The 16,165-nt window shown below is 47.5% G+C and carries 14 protein-coding genes; 4 read left to right on the top strand and 10 right to left on the bottom strand.

The window, feature by feature from the left end; all coding sequences use genetic code 11:
• Positions 1-9: 9 nt before the first annotated feature.
• The 7 genes from R5268_RS08580 to R5268_RS08550 all read right to left on the bottom strand — a co-directional run bounded on the left by R5268_RS08580 (position 10) and on the right by R5268_RS08550 (position 7,287).
• Positions 10-1,503: a DHA2 family efflux MFS transporter permease subunit gene (locus R5268_RS08580; RefSeq protein WP_208323401.1), complete on the bottom strand. Its 1,494-nt coding sequence runs from the start codon at positions 1,501-1,503 to the stop codon at positions 10-12.
• Positions 1,504-1,545: 42 nt separating this feature from the next.
• Positions 1,546-2,736 carry an EmrA/EmrK family multidrug efflux transporter periplasmic adaptor subunit gene (locus tag R5268_RS08575; RefSeq protein WP_317419192.1) on the bottom strand — a complete coding sequence of 397 codons (1,191 nt, stop codon included), beginning with the start codon at positions 2,734-2,736 and terminating at the stop codon, positions 1,546-1,548.
• Positions 2,737-3,262: 526 nt separating this feature from the next.
• A complete protein-coding gene (locus R5268_RS08570) occupies positions 3,263-4,033 on the bottom strand; it encodes a hypothetical protein (protein WP_317419191.1) in 771 nt (256 codons plus the stop codon).
• A gap of 105 nt (positions 4,034-4,138) precedes the next feature.
• The gene (locus R5268_RS08565; protein WP_046894548.1) at positions 4,139-4,714 is read right to left on the bottom strand and encodes a YceI family protein; all 576 of its coding nucleotides are present in this window, start codon (positions 4,712-4,714) and stop codon (positions 4,139-4,141) included.
• A 39-nt stretch (positions 4,715-4,753) separates the two neighbouring features.
• Complete coding sequence (locus R5268_RS08560) at positions 4,754-5,305, bottom strand: cytochrome b (protein WP_052926902.1); 552 nt, start codon at positions 5,303-5,305, stop codon at positions 4,754-4,756.
• Positions 5,306-6,102: 797 nt separating this feature from the next.
• Positions 6,103-6,951, bottom strand: coding sequence for a glycosyltransferase family A protein (locus R5268_RS08555; protein WP_218454463.1), 849 nt, complete (start codon positions 6,949-6,951; stop codon positions 6,103-6,105).
• A gap of 117 nt (positions 6,952-7,068) precedes the next feature.
• Positions 7,069-7,287, bottom strand: coding sequence for a helix-turn-helix domain-containing protein (locus R5268_RS08550; RefSeq protein ID WP_046894551.1), 219 nt, complete (start codon positions 7,285-7,287; stop codon positions 7,069-7,071).
• Positions 7,288-7,786: 499 nt separating this feature from the next.
• Here R5268_RS08550 and mtnK point away from each other — a divergent pair, with 499 nt between their 5' ends.
• From mtnK to R5268_RS08530, 4 genes are all read left to right on the top strand, one after another.
• Positions 7,787-9,052 (top strand): S-methyl-5-thioribose kinase, encoded by a 1,266-nt coding sequence (gene mtnK, locus R5268_RS08545; protein WP_317419190.1) that lies wholly within the window; start codon positions 7,787-7,789, stop codon positions 9,050-9,052.
• A gap of 24 nt (positions 9,053-9,076) precedes the next feature.
• Entirely contained in the window at positions 9,077-10,186 is a 1,110-nt protein-coding gene (gene mtnA / locus R5268_RS08540; RefSeq protein ID WP_317419189.1) for an S-methyl-5-thioribose-1-phosphate isomerase, read from the top strand.
• Positions 10,187-10,188: 2 nt separating this feature from the next.
• Positions 10,189-10,836 carry an L-fuculose-phosphate aldolase gene (locus R5268_RS08535; RefSeq protein WP_317419188.1) on the top strand — a complete coding sequence of 216 codons (648 nt, stop codon included), beginning with the start codon at positions 10,189-10,191 and terminating at the stop codon, positions 10,834-10,836.
• 125 nt (positions 10,837-10,961) lie between these two features.
• Positions 10,962-11,318, top strand: a complete 357-nt coding sequence (locus tag R5268_RS08530) for a hypothetical protein (RefSeq protein ID WP_046894555.1) — start codon at positions 10,962-10,964, stop codon at positions 11,316-11,318.
• A gap of 54 nt (positions 11,319-11,372) precedes the next feature.
• On the opposite strand, the gene R5268_RS08525 is transcribed toward R5268_RS08530, so the two are convergent.
• The 3 genes from R5268_RS08525 to R5268_RS08515 all read right to left on the bottom strand — a co-directional run bounded on the left by R5268_RS08525 (position 11,373) and on the right by R5268_RS08515 (position 16,153).
• Positions 11,373-12,359 (bottom strand): sugar-binding transcriptional regulator, encoded by a 987-nt coding sequence (locus R5268_RS08525; RefSeq protein ID WP_317419187.1) that lies wholly within the window; start codon positions 12,357-12,359, stop codon positions 11,373-11,375.
• Entirely contained in the window at positions 12,356-13,675 is a 1,320-nt protein-coding gene (gene rimO / locus R5268_RS08520; RefSeq protein ID WP_317419186.1) for a 30S ribosomal protein S12 methylthiotransferase RimO, read from the bottom strand. Before rimO ends, R5268_RS08525 begins: the two co-directional genes overlap by 4 nt.
• A gap of 279 nt (positions 13,676-13,954) precedes the next feature.
• Positions 13,955-16,153: an ABC transporter permease gene (locus tag R5268_RS08515; protein ID WP_317419185.1), complete on the bottom strand. Its 2,199-nt coding sequence runs from the start codon at positions 16,151-16,153 to the stop codon at positions 13,955-13,957.
• Between the last annotated feature and the right edge of the window lie 12 nt (positions 16,154-16,165).

Genomic DNA, 16,165 nt, shown 5'->3' with positions numbered 1-16,165 from the left:
TAGCGCTTATCAAGATTTTGTGGCAAACGGCGGCCGGGCAAACCAGACAAGAACAATCAATCCGATAAAAATACCGCCGGAGAGCCAGAAAATTTCATTGGCACTGATAATCAGCCCCTGGGCGGTGATCTCCTTCGCCAGATAAGCGGAGGTCTGCGCCTGTGATAACCCGTGCTGCGCCATCTCCTGATACATCTGTACTGATTCCGGATTATACGCGGTGACGGACTCCGTCAGCTGAGAATGATGTAACGATTCACGACGGCTCCACAGTGTTGTGGTGATCGATGTACCGACCGATCCCGCCAGTGTCCGGAAGAAGTTTGCCAGCGCAGAAGCGGAGGCCAGTTTCTCCGGCGGCAGGCCGGAAAGCGTGATGGTGGTCAGCGGCATAAAGAAGCAGGCCACTGCGAACCCCTGAACCAGCTGCGGCCAGACAGAGGCGTAGAATCCCATCTGCGGCTCAAAAGTATAGGCGCGCCAGTAAAAGCAGACGGCATACACCATGAAACTAAAGGTTACAATCCAGCGCAAGTCCACCACATTGGAAAGCTTACCGACAAACGCGGAGATCAGTATCGGCACCAGTCCGATAGGCGCCAGCGCCAGCCCCGCCCATTCCGCGGTATAGCCGTAGACCTCCTGAAGCAACTGCGGCAACAGCACAATCGCGCCGAAATAGACCATATACGCCAGGCTGACTGACAATGTGCCGATAGTAAAGTTACGCGACTTAAACAGCGACAGCTCCACAATCGGGTTTTTATCCGTCAGTTCCCAAATCACCAGGAAGACCAGCGCAATAGTGGCAATAACGGCCAGTGCGACAATTTCATCCGACTCCAGCCAGCCGAGATCTTTCCCTTTATCCAGCAGGATTTGCAGACAACCGATCCCGACCACCAGCAGCGACAAGCCAATCACATTGAGCGGAACCTTTGTCACTTTGGATTCCATACCGCGCAGCAGCATCATACTGGCAATGACCACCACAATCCCGATAGGGACGTTGATAAAGAAAATCCAGCCCCAGTGAAAGTTATCACTGATATAACCGCCCATAATCGGCCCGAATACCGGTGCCAGAATGATAGTCATCGACCAGAGTGCCAGAGCGGTATTCTGTTTGGCAGGCGGGTAGCTTTTCAGCAGCAGGCTCTGTGAAAGCGGAATTATCGGCCCTGCCACCCCGCCCTGTAACACGCGGAAGAAAATCAGCATTTCCAGGCTGTCTGACAATCCGCACATCAGTGAAGTCAGGGTAAACAGCCCGGTGGACCAGATAAAGACCCGCACTTCCCCGAAACGTTTTGCCAGAAAGCCCGTGATGGCAATGGAAATCGCGTTGGATACCCCGAACGAGGTAATAACCCAGGTGCCCTGTGAGACAGAGGCACCGAGATTGCCGGAAATGGTCGGGATCGCCACGTTGGCAATGGTGGAGTCCAGCACCTGCATAAAGGTGGCCATCGACAGCGCGATAGTCGCCCAGACCAGTTTCATGCCGGTTAACGGTTGATTAGCCACAATAAAGCCCCGCGCTGATTAACTGGCGTTATCGGTAATGATTTGCGCAATCACCGCATTGACCGGAGCCAGATCCGGGATCAGCACATCACTCTTAAAGGCCGGTGTATCACGCTGAATATTAGCCAGTACCGGACCATCGCTGTTTTTGGTTTCGATGGTCACGTTCATCGACAAGCCGATACGCAGCGGATATCTGGCAACCTGCTGCGGGTCCAGCTCAACTCTGACCGGCAGACGCTGCACCACTTTGATCCAGTTACCGGTGGCATTTTGCGCAGGCAGCAGGGAGAAAGCACTGCCGGTGCCCATATCCAGCCCGGCCACCGTACCGTTAAAGATAACTTTGTCGCCGTAAAAATCACTGGTGATCGTGACCGGTTGTCCGATCCGCACACCGCTGAGCTGTGTTTCTTTAAAGTTGGCATCTATCCAGACCGGCTCGACCGGCACAATCGCCATCAGAGAAGCATTAGGGCTGACCTGAGCCCCGACCTGCACATTACGGCGGGAGACATAACCGGTAAACGGACTGCGGATTTCTGTACGCTGTAAGTTAATCCAGGCATCGCGGACTTTATCCGCAGCCTGTAATACGGCAGGCTGATCAGCCAGTGCCGTGGTTTTCAGTAATGCTTTGGTGGCATTCAGTTGCTGAACAGACGCATTCAGGGATGCCTGAGCCTCTTCAACAGCTTCACGTGAGTGCTGTAAGTCTTCTTTGGAGATAGTCCCCCGCTGTCCTAACACACTGCGGCGGGCATAGTCACTCTGCGCCTGATTCAGCATCACTTTTTTCTGTGCGATGACCGCACTGAGCTGATCACGGTTAAAATAGAGCTCCTGAGTCTGACGCACGGTTGCCGCCAGGTCATGGCGCGCCTGTGCGTAAGCCAGTTCAGCATTGGTTTTATCCAGCACCACCAGCACATCACCGGCACGCACCAGATCGGTATTCTCAAAATTCACCTGCGTCACATTACCGGTGGTTTGTGCCACGACCGGCACCTGAAGCCCCACGACGTAGGCATCATCGGTATATTCCTGATAACGCAGTACCATCAGCCAGTAAATCAAATAACCGGCCAGCAGCACAATAAAGAGTAAGGAGGTTCCCGCAAGCCAGATTTTCCGTTTGACAGGATTGGATGACGATGTTTTTTTGTCAGAAGGCTGGGCAGCAGAAGACTGCTCTGATGTGTTGTCCATCAAAATACCCCGGTAATAAAGTTAATCCGAAAAATATTGCGCACAGAATAGCCTGAATCACTATAAAAGTAACGGTAAGTGGGATATTACAGGGTAAAACCGAAAACAATATAAACAGAAGCAAAACATCTGCTGAACACAACAAAAAATGCAACCAGGCCATCAGTTTATGACTAATAACAAGTTAATATAATGAAATTGACGGGTATTAAAGTAATATCCCCTGCCGGTTTTGATATTTATTTTTTCTCATTCTGCAACACTCCCGGAATACGCAAAAGCAGATAACAGGAAAAAACCTCTGATTATTCGACCTTCGTGTTCATTTTCGGGTATCAGAGTATTTTCTGTTTATATTTCCGGATTCTTAAACAAAGTATCGTGTTTTACTGACATTTGTTTATTTTTTACCGGGATACTGAAAACAGCACGATTTGCACATTTACGGTTATGCTGCTCTGACGGCAGAAACAAAAAAACCGCAAAACAGATTATTCTGCGGTTATTGAACGGCTTGCTTTGAGGTTTACTGAGATAAAATCAGACGCAATGCTTCTGCACTCGCTGCTTTATTCGGTTCCTGCATAAAGTAATCATAAAAATCCCCGACAAGGTGACAGGTCGTTACCGGATCTTTTGCCCCTTCATTCAGATTGGTTAACAGTTCTGTTTTATCGCCGTATTTTTCTGTCAGTTTCTGATAAATATTCCCTAATACCTGATACGCTTCCTCAGCAGGAACGTCACTGGTGTTCCGGTCTTCCAGTGATGATGCCAGGATCAGATTCACCGTTTTCAGCATCCGGATATCGGCTTCATTATAGATAAACTGAGATTTATTCTGCGGGAACTTTTTCAGTCCGGGGAAAAAGTTATTAAAGCACTGCTGTCCGGACGGATCTTTTACCAGATACCCTTCTGCCTGCTCTTTTACCGCGGCGGCAAAGGCATTCAGCGCATCATCAGAAGCATACGGTATCCGGTCAACTAATAATACGGCCGTCAGCCCGGCAATATCATTCATCCACTCCACTTTCTCTCCGCTGGTCATAGTGCCGTAATTCCCCATTTTCTGTTTTATATCCTTATATTTTTCCGGGGAAATTTTACCGACCACTTCAATAAACCGCATGGACTCCGACATCATTTCGGCTTCAAGTGATGCTTGTGTATTCATGCCGTCTTCACTGACAGCAGTAACCGAAACAACATCATCCCGTGTGCCCATATAATAACCGGCACCGGCAAATACCACGGCAACAATAAGAACTAACAATAAGCTGAGTTTTTTATTCACGCACTTTCCTCTGATACGCTGAGTTATCACTGAGAAAGATAGTGACATAAATTAATAAGGCCTGCTATTGCAGGCCTCAGATAATTGCTCAGTCCGTAAAAATAATCAGATTTTTACGCCTTCAACAGAAATAATCAGTTCAGCATCCTGTGATTTAGGTCCCAGATCCGCTTTGATATTAAAGCTTTTCAGAGATACTTTCCCGGTGGCTTCAAAACCGGCGCGGTAACCGCCCCACGGATCTTTGCCTTCACCGGTCAGTTTTGCATCCAGTGTTACCGGATTAGTCACACCGTTCAGGGTCAGATCACCGGTGATAATAAAGTCATCACCTTTCTTTTCCACTTTCGTGGAAACGAATTTCGCTTCCGGATTTTTGTCTGTATTCAGGAATTCACCGCCGCGCAGATGTTTATCACGCTCAGCGTGGTTGGTATCCAGGCTGCCGGTTTTGATAGTGACATCCACTTTATCTTTTGCCGGGTCAGCTTTATCAAAGGTGAACGTACCGTCAAAATCTTTAAATGTCCCGTACAGCCAGCTGTAACCCAGGTGCTGAATACGGAACTGCACAAATGCATGTTGTCCTTCTTTATCTATTTTATAGGTGTCGGCCATTGCCGCACCTGAACCCAGCAGCATCATACCTGCGCTTAAACCAACCAGTGCTTTCTTCAGCATTGTATTTACTCCGTCATAATAAAATTACGGGCGCCCTGTTCAGGGTTTCATGCCCAGCATGCGTTTTAATGTGGCGTCTTTATCAAAAAAATGGTGTTTAAGTGCAGCCAGCGCGTGCAGCGCCGATAACACAACAACCGCCCAGGCAAGATACAAATGTACCGTTCCGGCGGTGTCCGCCTGCCCTGCCCCGTCTGTCAGCGAGGCCGGAACATCAAACCAGCCGAAAACCGATACCGCCTGACCATTTGCCGTTGAGATAAAATAGCCGGTGAGCAGAATGGCAAACAAAATACCGTACAGCAGCCAGTGCGCCAATGTTGCGCTGATGCGGGTAAACCGGCTGTAAGTGGATAATGCCGGCGGCGGCGGCGAGATCCAGCGCCAGATCATGCGGACAGCCAGTACAATAAACAGCAGGACCCCGATGCTTTTGTGGATCTCCGGTGCGCGGTGATACCAGACATCATAATAACCCAGCGAAACCATCCACAGCCCCAGAGCGAACATTCCGTAAACGGTGAGCGCCACACCCCAGTGAAGCAGAACGGAAAGATGTCCGTACCGTTGTGCACTATTTTTCCATTGCATTGATAAATACCCTTTCCTGTTCCATACGGATAACATTTCAGTAACAGTGGAATACTTTACGTGAATTTTCCTGTCAATATCGAACAAATATTTTGTTTAAGTCAGTCAAAATTAATCATTAAGTTACTAATTTTACTGTTATTTTCATAAATAAAAGAAATATTAAACCGGAAAAATCTTATATGGCGGGATTTTGTAAGACAGGTTTAGTCTGACTTATAACCAAAACACAGGAAAAACAGGGATACGACGGATAGCGACAAAAAATAATTTTAATATTTAAAAATATTTTTGATAAAAAAGTTGACGAACTTCACACAAATGCTATGATACACCCATCGAAGCAAAACAGCTTACCAACTTAATTCAAAAGCAGGAGTTCATTATGAAAAGTATCAAAACTTTCTTCTCAAATCTGACCCGTGCTGCTGCTATCATTGCAAAATACAGCAAAGCATTCTGATAAATCAGACAGATACAGAAAAAGCGCCCATCGGGCGCTTTTTTTATGCCTGCAGATAATCTGACTTTCGTCGCGTCATCCAAACTTTATTTTAAATAATTAAAATTAATTTTATATAAAATTTGACATACGTCACATAAATGATATAGTAGCGCCATCAAAGCCAAACAGGCTTATTCACTGACTCAAAAGCAGGAGTTTATTATGAAAAGCATCAAAACTTTCTTTTCTTATCTGACCCGCGCTGCTGCTATTATTGCTAAAAACAGCAAAGCATTCTGATAAATCAGACAGATACAAAGAAGCGCCCGATGGGCGCTTTTTTTATGCTGCTTTATTTTGCCAGCGGCGCAAATAACCAGCGCAACCACCAGCGGGCTTTCCAGCCGGGGTTTTTCTCACGAACCACCGGCGATTGACGGCAGACAGAACGCATAATTTTCCATTCAAAATCAAGAAATAACCGGGAATGACCGGATTCCGCACCATACGTACAGACTTCCTCATGTTTGCGCTTATCAACCGGCGTGTTGTATTCCAGGCTTCTGTCCAGAGTATGGTAGGACTTATGACGATCCACATTCCGCTCTCTGGCATATACCGATTTCGGCAGATAACGCTGTCGGGATCCGTGGTATTTCTGCAGTTTCACAAAGCGGTAATCTTCTGCGCCGTAATGACCGCAAAACTCTTCATCGTAGCCGTAAAAACGGAAAAAACGGGCACGGGACATAAAGAACAGATTGGAATGCCCTTTGCGGATATTGTCCTGCTCGTCCAGGCGGTAGAGTTTATAGAATGTCCGCCCGGGATTCGCCGCATTAATCAGGTAAGTAAAAGTGGATACCGGCAGGACATGATCCAGATCGGTCATCAGAATTTTATCTGACGCCGCATATGTCACTCCCAGATTACGGGAACCGCCCTGATTCCACGGAATATCGGTCGTGATCCGCAACCACGTCAGATTTAAATTAAACTCAGGAATTTCATATTCAAGCGGGGAGCAATCATCAACAATCACGAACTGAACATAATCCAGCACAGATGCCGGCATAGTCTCATATTCACGAAGTAAATTGACGACTTCAGAGATATCTTGCTGATTACAATAGAAATGAGTGATGTAAGTGAGTTTTATATGTTGCTTATCCGCAACTTTTCGGAAGAATTCGCGTGACATAATACCTGTAACCCTGCTAGCACAAATGACCGACCGGCAATTAGCAACCAGTGCGATGTTAATTGCCGGCTATTCTCACATACAGGGGGTACACTGTCACTACTCAGCAGACAGAAACTATTCCTTACCGAAAAAGTAATCCACCGGAACATGGAACATATCAGCCAGATACATCAGATAATGTATACTAATACGACTGGTTCCCCGTTCATAACGGTTAAATTGCTGCTGCGTTATTCCCATATCTTCCGCTAAACGAACAACACTTAACCCTAAGTATTTTCGCTTTTCTTTAATACGACTTCCTACGCAGGAATATATAGATTCCGTATCCATAAGATTCTCCTTCACTTATATTGACCACGTAATAAAAATAAAATCCATTTTTAAAAGTTTGCTATCCACATGCTAATCTGCGGTCAAATAAAAATGCAACCACATGAAAAACAAAATATAAACTAAAAATGATTATAAACAAAAGGCGTCTTTTGTTTCGAGATCAGGATTTAACCTTATAGGCGTATTGTTTGCAATATCAATAATCCTATTTAATGTAATAATACCTACCCGATCACACTTAATATAACAAACAGTCTTAATACGATTATAAAATTTCACAGAAAAAACAGACCGCTTAATATTTATTAATCATATATCCCGATATTTAATAAAAATAGTTTCGTAAAAACACTTAAGATATATTTACATTTATACCTTATCACTCGCTTAAGAAATGCCGCTCCGGGTTATGTGTTAGTTACATCACAGAAAAAATACATATGTATAGCTATAATTTACATATGTAGCCACTTATCTCCGTTTCTGAGGTTATCTTATGATGCAACAATCCCCTGCCGGATATACCCCGCAAACCTGTGACACACTTCCTGCTTACCTGTCCTCACATTTACCCGCTGACCTGCTGCCCGGTGGTGTGCCGGAATCCTGGCAGATTGAGGAAATCGGTGACGGCAATCTCAATCTGGTGTTTATTGTCAGAGGCAGTGAGAGAGCCCTGGTGGTAAAACAATCCCTGCCGTACGTCCGTGCAGCCGGTGAATCCTGGAAACTCTCTTTGCAGCGCAATTACTTCGAATATCATGCACTGTCACAGGAAAAGCGTTTCGCGCCGGACTGTGTACCGGATGTCTATTTCTATGATGAAAGCATGGCACTGTTTGCGATGGAATATCTCGCTGACCATATCATTCTGCGCAAGGCGCTGATTGCCGGTGAATATGTTCCTCAGCTGGCAGAAAAAATCGGTCTGTTTATGGCACGGACACTGTTTCATACCTCAGATATCGGTATGGCGGCACAGGAAAAGAAAGCACTGACCGCACAGTTCTCCGCCAACCATGAATTATGCAAAATTACCGAAGATCTGATTTTTACCGAGCCTTATTTTCCGGCACCGCGTAATCATCACACCTCCCCCCAGCTCGATCGCGATGCAAAAGCTGTCATGCTGGACAGGGAAATGGTGCAGGTCGCGATGCGCTATAAATATAAATTTATGACTCAGGCGCAGGCACTGCTGCACGGGGACTTACATTCGGGTTCTGTCATGGTCGGTACTGATTCTGTTCAGGTCATTGATCCTGAATTCAGCTTTATGGGGCCGATGGCCTTTGATACCGGCAACTATACCGGCAACTTATATATGTCCTGGTTCTCTCAGCCCGGACACCGGGAAACCGAAGAGGAAACCACACGCTATCAGCAATGGCTGTTATCACAAATAAGACAGACCCGGACTATCTTTGAGGCGGAATTCCGTCGTCTGTGGACAGAAAAATCACAGGGCGATGCCTGGCCGCGCGAGCTGTATCAGGACGGCATGTTTGATGACAAATTCCTGAAAGCCGCACAGGACAATTTCTTCGCAGAACTGTTTCAGGACACTCTGGTCAACGCCGGGCTGGAGATCAACCGCCGCCTGCTCGGGTTTGCCGGTGTCGCTGATTTCAAAACCATTGCTGATGCGGATAAACGCGCGGCACTTGAGCGCAGAGCACTGAAACTGGCACGGGAACTGATTGTTAACGCCCGCCATTACCACAGTTTTGAGGATGTTGAAGCCTTTCTTGCTTACTGTTAAGCATCACCTGCACACGAGGTTATAATGAAAATTCACGGGAAACATTACCGTTCCGTCTGGCTGGCAGACAATGACATTCACGTCTGTATTTTTGATCAGACAAAACTGCCGTTTGAAGTCAGTATCATCACACTGACAACGATGGACGAAGCCGCAACCGCCATTAAAGATATGTGGGTACGCGGTGCGCCGCTGATTGGCGCAGTGGCCGCTTACGGTGTGGCACTGGCGATGCACCGCGACAGCAGTGATGCCGCCCTGCAAAAAGCGTATGACGTGCTGGTTGCCACCCGTCCGACCGCGATCAACCTGAAATGGGCGCTGGACAGAATCTGCGGTGCACTGACACTACTTCCTGCGGCTGAGCGCCGTGATGCCGCTTACCGTATTGCCGCCGAAATCGCGGATGAAGATGCGGAAATCTGCCACCGTATCGGCGAACACGGACTGACCATCATCCGTGACATAGCCGCCCGCAAGAAGCCGGGCGAACCGGTTAATATTCTGACCCATTGTAATGCAGGCTGGCTGGCCACCGTTGACTGGGGCACGGCGCTGTCACCGATTTATCAGGCTTATGATGAAGGTATTAATATTCACGTCTGGGTGGATGAAACCCGTCCGCGTAACCAGGGCGGACTGACCGCCTTTGAACTGGGTTCACACGGTGTGCCGCATACCCTGATTGCCGATAACGCCGGGGGACACCTTATGCAGCACGGCGAAGTGGATATGTGTATTGTCGGCACTGACCGTACCACTGCACGCGGGGATGTCTGCAATAAAATCGGTACTTACCTGAAAGCGCTGGCAGCCAAAGCCAATAATGTGCCGTTTTATGTGGCACTGCCGTCACCGACCCTCGATTTTACGGTATGGGACGGAGTAAAAGAGATCCCGATTGAACAGCGCAACGGTGAAGAACAATCACACGTTTTCGGTATCACGCCGGAAGGCACCCGCAGTTGGGTGAATACGGCACCGGCGGGCACCCGCTGCGGCAACTATGCGTTTGATGTCACCCCGGCTGAGTATGTGACCGGGCTTATTACCGAACGCGGTATTTGTGACGCCTCTCCGGCCGGACTGAAAGCGATGTTCCCGGAGATGTGGCCGTCAGAGTATGAGGTGTAATCATGACCCGCACTGAGCTGGCACAACAGATTATCGATACCTGCCTGAAAATGAATGCAAGCGGGCTGAATCAGGGCACTTCCGGGAATGTCAGCGCCCGCTGGCAGGAGGGTATGCTGATCACCCCGAGCGGTGTTCCCTATGAAAAGCTGACACCGGACAGCATTGTGTACATGGACAGCAGCGGACAGGCGGAGGCGGATAAAATCCCGTCGAGTGAGTGGCATTTTCACCTGAGCTGCTATCAGGCACGCCCTGAACTGAACGCAGTGGTACATAATCACGCGCTGAATACGGCGGCGGTATCCATTCTTAATGAATCCATTCCTGCGATCCATTATATGGTTGCCGTGACCGGCACTGATCACGTTCCCTGCGTGCCGTATGCCACCTTCGGCACGCATGAACTGGCGGATATTGTTGCGGAAGGAATTAAAACCAGTAAAGCCCTGATTATGCAGCATCACGGTATGCTGGTGATGGAAATTAACCTGGAAAAGGCGCTGTGGCTGGCGCATGAAACCGAAGTATTGTCCGCGCTGTATCTGAAAGTCCGCGCCATCACACCGGATGTGCCGGTGCTGAGTTCAGAAGAGATGCAGCGGGTGCTGGGGAAATTCAAAACCTACGGACTGAAAACCGGAAAATAGTGATGTCCGGCGGCAGAAAACGGTGCAATGCATCGTTTTTTGTCACCCTGGGTAATTAATTATTTTAAATGATAATCATTTGCAATATAATAAAAATCTTAATGTATTTGTTATTTAAGGTTTTTATGAAAAAAGTCATTTGTTATGCTGCGTTTGTCTCTGCCGCCCTGTTCCTGTCCGGATGTGCTGCCACAAAAAATCCCCCGCCATTCAGCGAAAAAAGTATTGAAGAGTGCGGCCGCTATCTGCCGGACGGCATCGCTTACTATGTCAGGATTGAGGGCGAAGTAGACTTAAACAAGCAGTTTAACGGTGATATCAATGTAACTGCATTACAGGACAGCGCACCTTCCGTTGCCTTTAATCATGACATGATCAAAACCGGTGCGGATAAATACATGGATTGTGCTATTCAGCTGCTGAATAACGGTAAAGGCGACACCCGGACGCCGGAAGAAAAAGCCGCGGCAGAAAAACAGTAACCACGGATATTAATACTTTCATGTAAAAAAACCGCCGGACGGCGGTTTTTGCACTTATTTCTCTGACAACAAATGTGACGCTATCAGCGGATCAACAATCAAATCAGAAACATAACCACCGCACAGCGCTCCGCGGGTAGCGGCGATATTTTGTTCACCGGTGGCAATAAAAATCCGCCGCGCAATGTTACGCAGCTGCGGCAGCCGGATACCGAGGATACGGGCATCCGTATGGGTATCCAGCGGTTCACCGGCCTGATCGTAAAAACGCCCGCAGATAACCCCGACAGCGCCTTTACGGCGGAAATCAGTCATTTCTTCCGCCGTGATCACCCCGGCGCGGATCAGCGGGTTTTCTTCTGTGACATTTCCGGCGACAAACAGCGCTTTGGTGCAGCGTTCAAGCTGGGCAAAATTTGCCTGAATAATAGGCTCACGGCGCAACGCATCCGCCAGTTCCGCAGAGCTGACAATCGCGGGCACATGCAGATACACACACTCGCCGCCGAACTTACCGGCAATCAGCGAGGAGGATTCCACCGTGGTGAAATCCGGCTGCGACGGCACTGAGCCGAGCATCTGCAATACGGTCATATTGCGGATCACTTTGGGTGTCAGACACTTCGCCATATGATGAATTGTCCGTCCCCAGGCCACGCCGAGCATATCCCCGTCTTCAATCACCTGACTGAGATACACCCCGGCGGCCTGCGCCATATTTTCCCGGCGGCGGGCAGAATCCGCAGCCGCTTCCGCGACCGGGCTGTCCGGCACCACCAGCACATTGGTCAGATTAAATTTCTGTTTCAGTGACAACGCCATATCGATGAGGCTGTAACGCGCCATATCAAGGCTGATATGCACCACACCGTTTTCCCGGGCTGTTTGCAGGTATTTCACGACCGTTACACGGGAAATTCCCATGGCATCAGCCACTTCCGTCTGACTGAGACCGGACTGATAATAGAGCCATGCGGCCTGCAAAACCGGGTCATTACCGAACAGCAGGCGTCCGGCCGGGCGGTTGTCACTGTTTGTCATGCGTCGCGCACCACACTGCCCCAGAGATCATACTCATCGGCATGTTCAATGTTCACCATCACAATATCCCCCGGCTGCACATCAAATTCGCCGTTGAGATACACCATACCGTCAATTTCCGGTGCGTCTGCCATACTGCGGCCGACTGCGCCCTCTTCTTCATCAACTTCATCAATAATCACCGGCAGTATACGGCCAACTTTTTCTGCCAGACGCTCAGCGGAGATCTGCTGCTGTAACTGCATAAAGCGGTGATAGCGCTCTTCTTTGATCTCTTCCGGCACCTGATCCGGCAATTCATTGGCATGCGCGCCTTCAACCGGACTGTATTTAAAGCAGCCCACGCGATCCAGACGGGCTTCGCTCAGGAAATCCAGCAGCATCTGAAAGTCTTCTTCGGTTTCGCCCGGGAAGCCGACAATAAAGGTGGAGCGCAGTGTCAGTTCCGGACAGATTTCGCGCCAGCGTTTGATACGCTCCAGTGTGCGCTCAACGGCACCCGGACGCTTCATCAGCTTCAGGATACGCGGGCTGGCGTGCTGTAACGGGATATCCAGATACGGCAGAATTTTGCCTTCCGCCATCAGCGGGATCACATCATCCACATGCGGATACGGATACACATAGTGCAGACGCACCCACACGCCGAGCTGGGATAACTGCTCACACAGACCGATCATGCTGGTTTTCACCGGCAGGCCGTCGCGGAACCCGGTACGGTGTTTGATATCCGCGCCATAGGCAGAGGTATCCTGGGAGATCACCAGCAGTTCTTTGACACCGGCCTCAACCAGACGCTGTGCTTCACCCAGTACTTCGCCGATAGGGCGGCTGTCCAGATCACCGCGCATGGACGGGATAATGCAGAATGTGCAGCGGTGGTTACAGCCTTCTGAAATTTTCAGATACGCGTAATGGCGCGGTGTCAGTTTCACGCCCTGCTCCGGCACCAGGCTGGTGAACGGATCGTGCGCCGGTTTCGGCACATATTTACGGACACTCGCCAGCACCTGTTCATAACTGTGCGGGCCGGTGATTTCCAGTACTTTCGGGTGAACTTCACGGATCTGGTCTTCTTTTGCACCCAGACATCCGGTCACGATCACTTTACCATTTTCCGCCAGTGCCTCGCCGATAGCTTCCAGGGACTCCTGCACAGCACTGTCAATAAAACCGCAGGTATTAACGATCACTACATCAGCATCATCATAGCTCGGCACGATCTGATAACCATCCGTACGCAATTCAGTCAGAATACGCTCGGAATCTACCAGGTTTTTCGGGCAGCCTAATGATAAAAAACCAATCTTTGCCATTTATTATATAATCTTTAATTGAGAAAGCATGAAGTATACAGGATGCCAAAACTTTATTCATATGTAAGATGCCCCCTGTCAGCAAGATAAAAGCACAGCCCAGGAACAACAGCCGGTGAGCTGAACTCCCCCGGAATCAGAGTTGCTTACCTGTCAATATACAGCAGAATAAAGCCGCAGCTTTAATGATTATATCCCGGCCCGGCATTGTTATCATAATCCGGATGAATTACAGTAATTTTAAAAAACAGCTATCTGAATTATCAGTACTATGTAATATCAGGCAGCTTTTGGCTTCCGCCAAACCAGACGATACATAGCCAGTAAAAATAAGATAATGGCTAACAACGATATTTTTATAATGACGGGCATCAACTCATAAATACCAGCCCCCTGAGAGTTCAGCATAGTAAACCCGCTTATCATTGTACTTGATGGAAAGATTTCCATCGTTTTTACAACCCAGCCGGGCATATTAAATGCAGGGAACGAGGCTCCTGATGCATAAAAAATAACCATCGAAGTAGCCGACAGGATCTGCATCGGACGGTTAATATTATCCAGAAAACTACCAATCAGCATCGCCATTGAACTTACTGCCGCAGAAAACAAAACAATCAGCCAAAGCTGTAAAAACATATTGCCTTCATTAGGATACCCCTGTAAGTAATAAACCCAGCCAAACACAAAAATTGCCCCGAAAAAACCAACTATAAACAAGCCCAGAAACGTTCCGGTAAATTGTGATAAATTAATATTGGTTAAACCGACGCTATTACGTAATGCGATGAGCATAGAACCGGCAAAAATAAGTGTTTGCTGAAGTATGATAATAAATACCAGCGGCATAATAAAAGATTCATATCCCAACGTGGGATTATAAAGCGGAAGGGAAATAATATTATTGGCGGCTTCAGGTGTTAATCTGTTCACATCTGTCGTAAAGCTTATTGCATTAGTCACTGCCGCTCTCAAATCGGCAGCGACAGCCATATAACCGCCTGACAGGTGTACATCGATCCCGGCGTCTCCTCCTCTGATAAGATTATTTTTAAAATCGTTATCAATAGTTATCACTGCGGAAATTTTTCTGTTGCGCAATAAATTTAATGCATCAGACAGAGAACTATCAACCCGGGTAACATCAATCTCACGGGTAGTTTGCAGATTGTCGATCAGATTACGTGACAATGATGATTGATCAAAATCGACCACCGCAACGGGAAGTTTGAGGTTAATCTGTGCCTTGTAGGCACTTGGATAGAAAATACTATAAAGAATCAATGACATAATTGCCGTTGAAAATATAGGCTGAGATTTTTTTATTGATGTGAGAGTACTGATAAAGCTCTGTGTAATACCATCAAACTTTACATTCTCCTGAAACATTGCCGGCTGCTGCTTATATTTACGTTTCCCCGCCAATATAAAAGAGACCGTTAAAGGTATGATGATATAGAGTGACAGGATACCAAACTGGTACAAGCTTGTTGTGATATCACTGCCAAGATTGACCTGCTCTAACTGTATGCGGTAATAGTGAGTAAATGGCTGAAAGTTACTCCAGAATTTAGCCCAGCCATTGGCATTCAAAATGGACAACGTACCATCAGAGTAGGTTAATGCAGCACTGGTATATACCGTTGAGATACTTAATGCTGTAAGTACATTTCGTGTTATTGAAATAAACATAATGGCGATAGATGCAGTGAGAAGACACAGCATAAATATCGCCAGTATTAATAACCATGAATTACCTGAAATCGGCCAGCCCCGTCCCACGGTTTGCCAGACATTAAATATTAAATTCCACAAAAAAATAATAGTTATATAGGGAAGACAACGGGAAATAACCTGAATTGACAGATAGATTCTGCCTTTCTTAATCCGGCCGGCGCAAAGCTTACCGTCTTCAAAAAAACGTCCGATAGCGCAAATTACAGCACTGCTCAGGACTATACTCAGTAACACCGGTATTGCGATTGGCGTCAGGAATCTTTCATAACTATTTTGCGGATTGCTGATACTGACTACTTGTATGTTTGGCACTGAGCTGCCCGTACCTTTATGCTCAGCACCCAATGATTTCCTGTTATTGAGTGAGCTATAGGCATCATTCACCGCAGCCTGCAACCCGATAAACGCAGCATTACCTGTCGATCTGAACTGTCCGTTATAACGAATTATGACCTTATTATCATCCTGACGGATAGTTGATCCGGATGCACCACGGGGGATCTCTATAAAAGCATAAATTTTCATGCTTTTCATCAGGCGTTGAGCCCGGGCAACATTTTCCGGTATTTCTGTTAACTCAATACTTTTCGATGCATCAATATTCCTGATTATTTCCCGGCTCAATGATGAATGGTCGTAATCCACCAGTGCTACCGGTATTTTCTCAGGTACACCGGAACTGAACATCGCGCAGACAAAAGTTAATAAAAATACCGGCACAATAAACAGTAAAATTTTCATGTAGCGATCATG

Origin of the sequence: Morganella sp. BCCO 40_0007 (assembly GCF_032989665.1) — a bacterium.
GTDB lineage: Bacteria > Pseudomonadota > Gammaproteobacteria > Enterobacterales > Enterobacteriaceae > Morganella > Morganella sibonii.
This window is presented reverse-complemented; position numbering and strand designations above follow the sequence as displayed.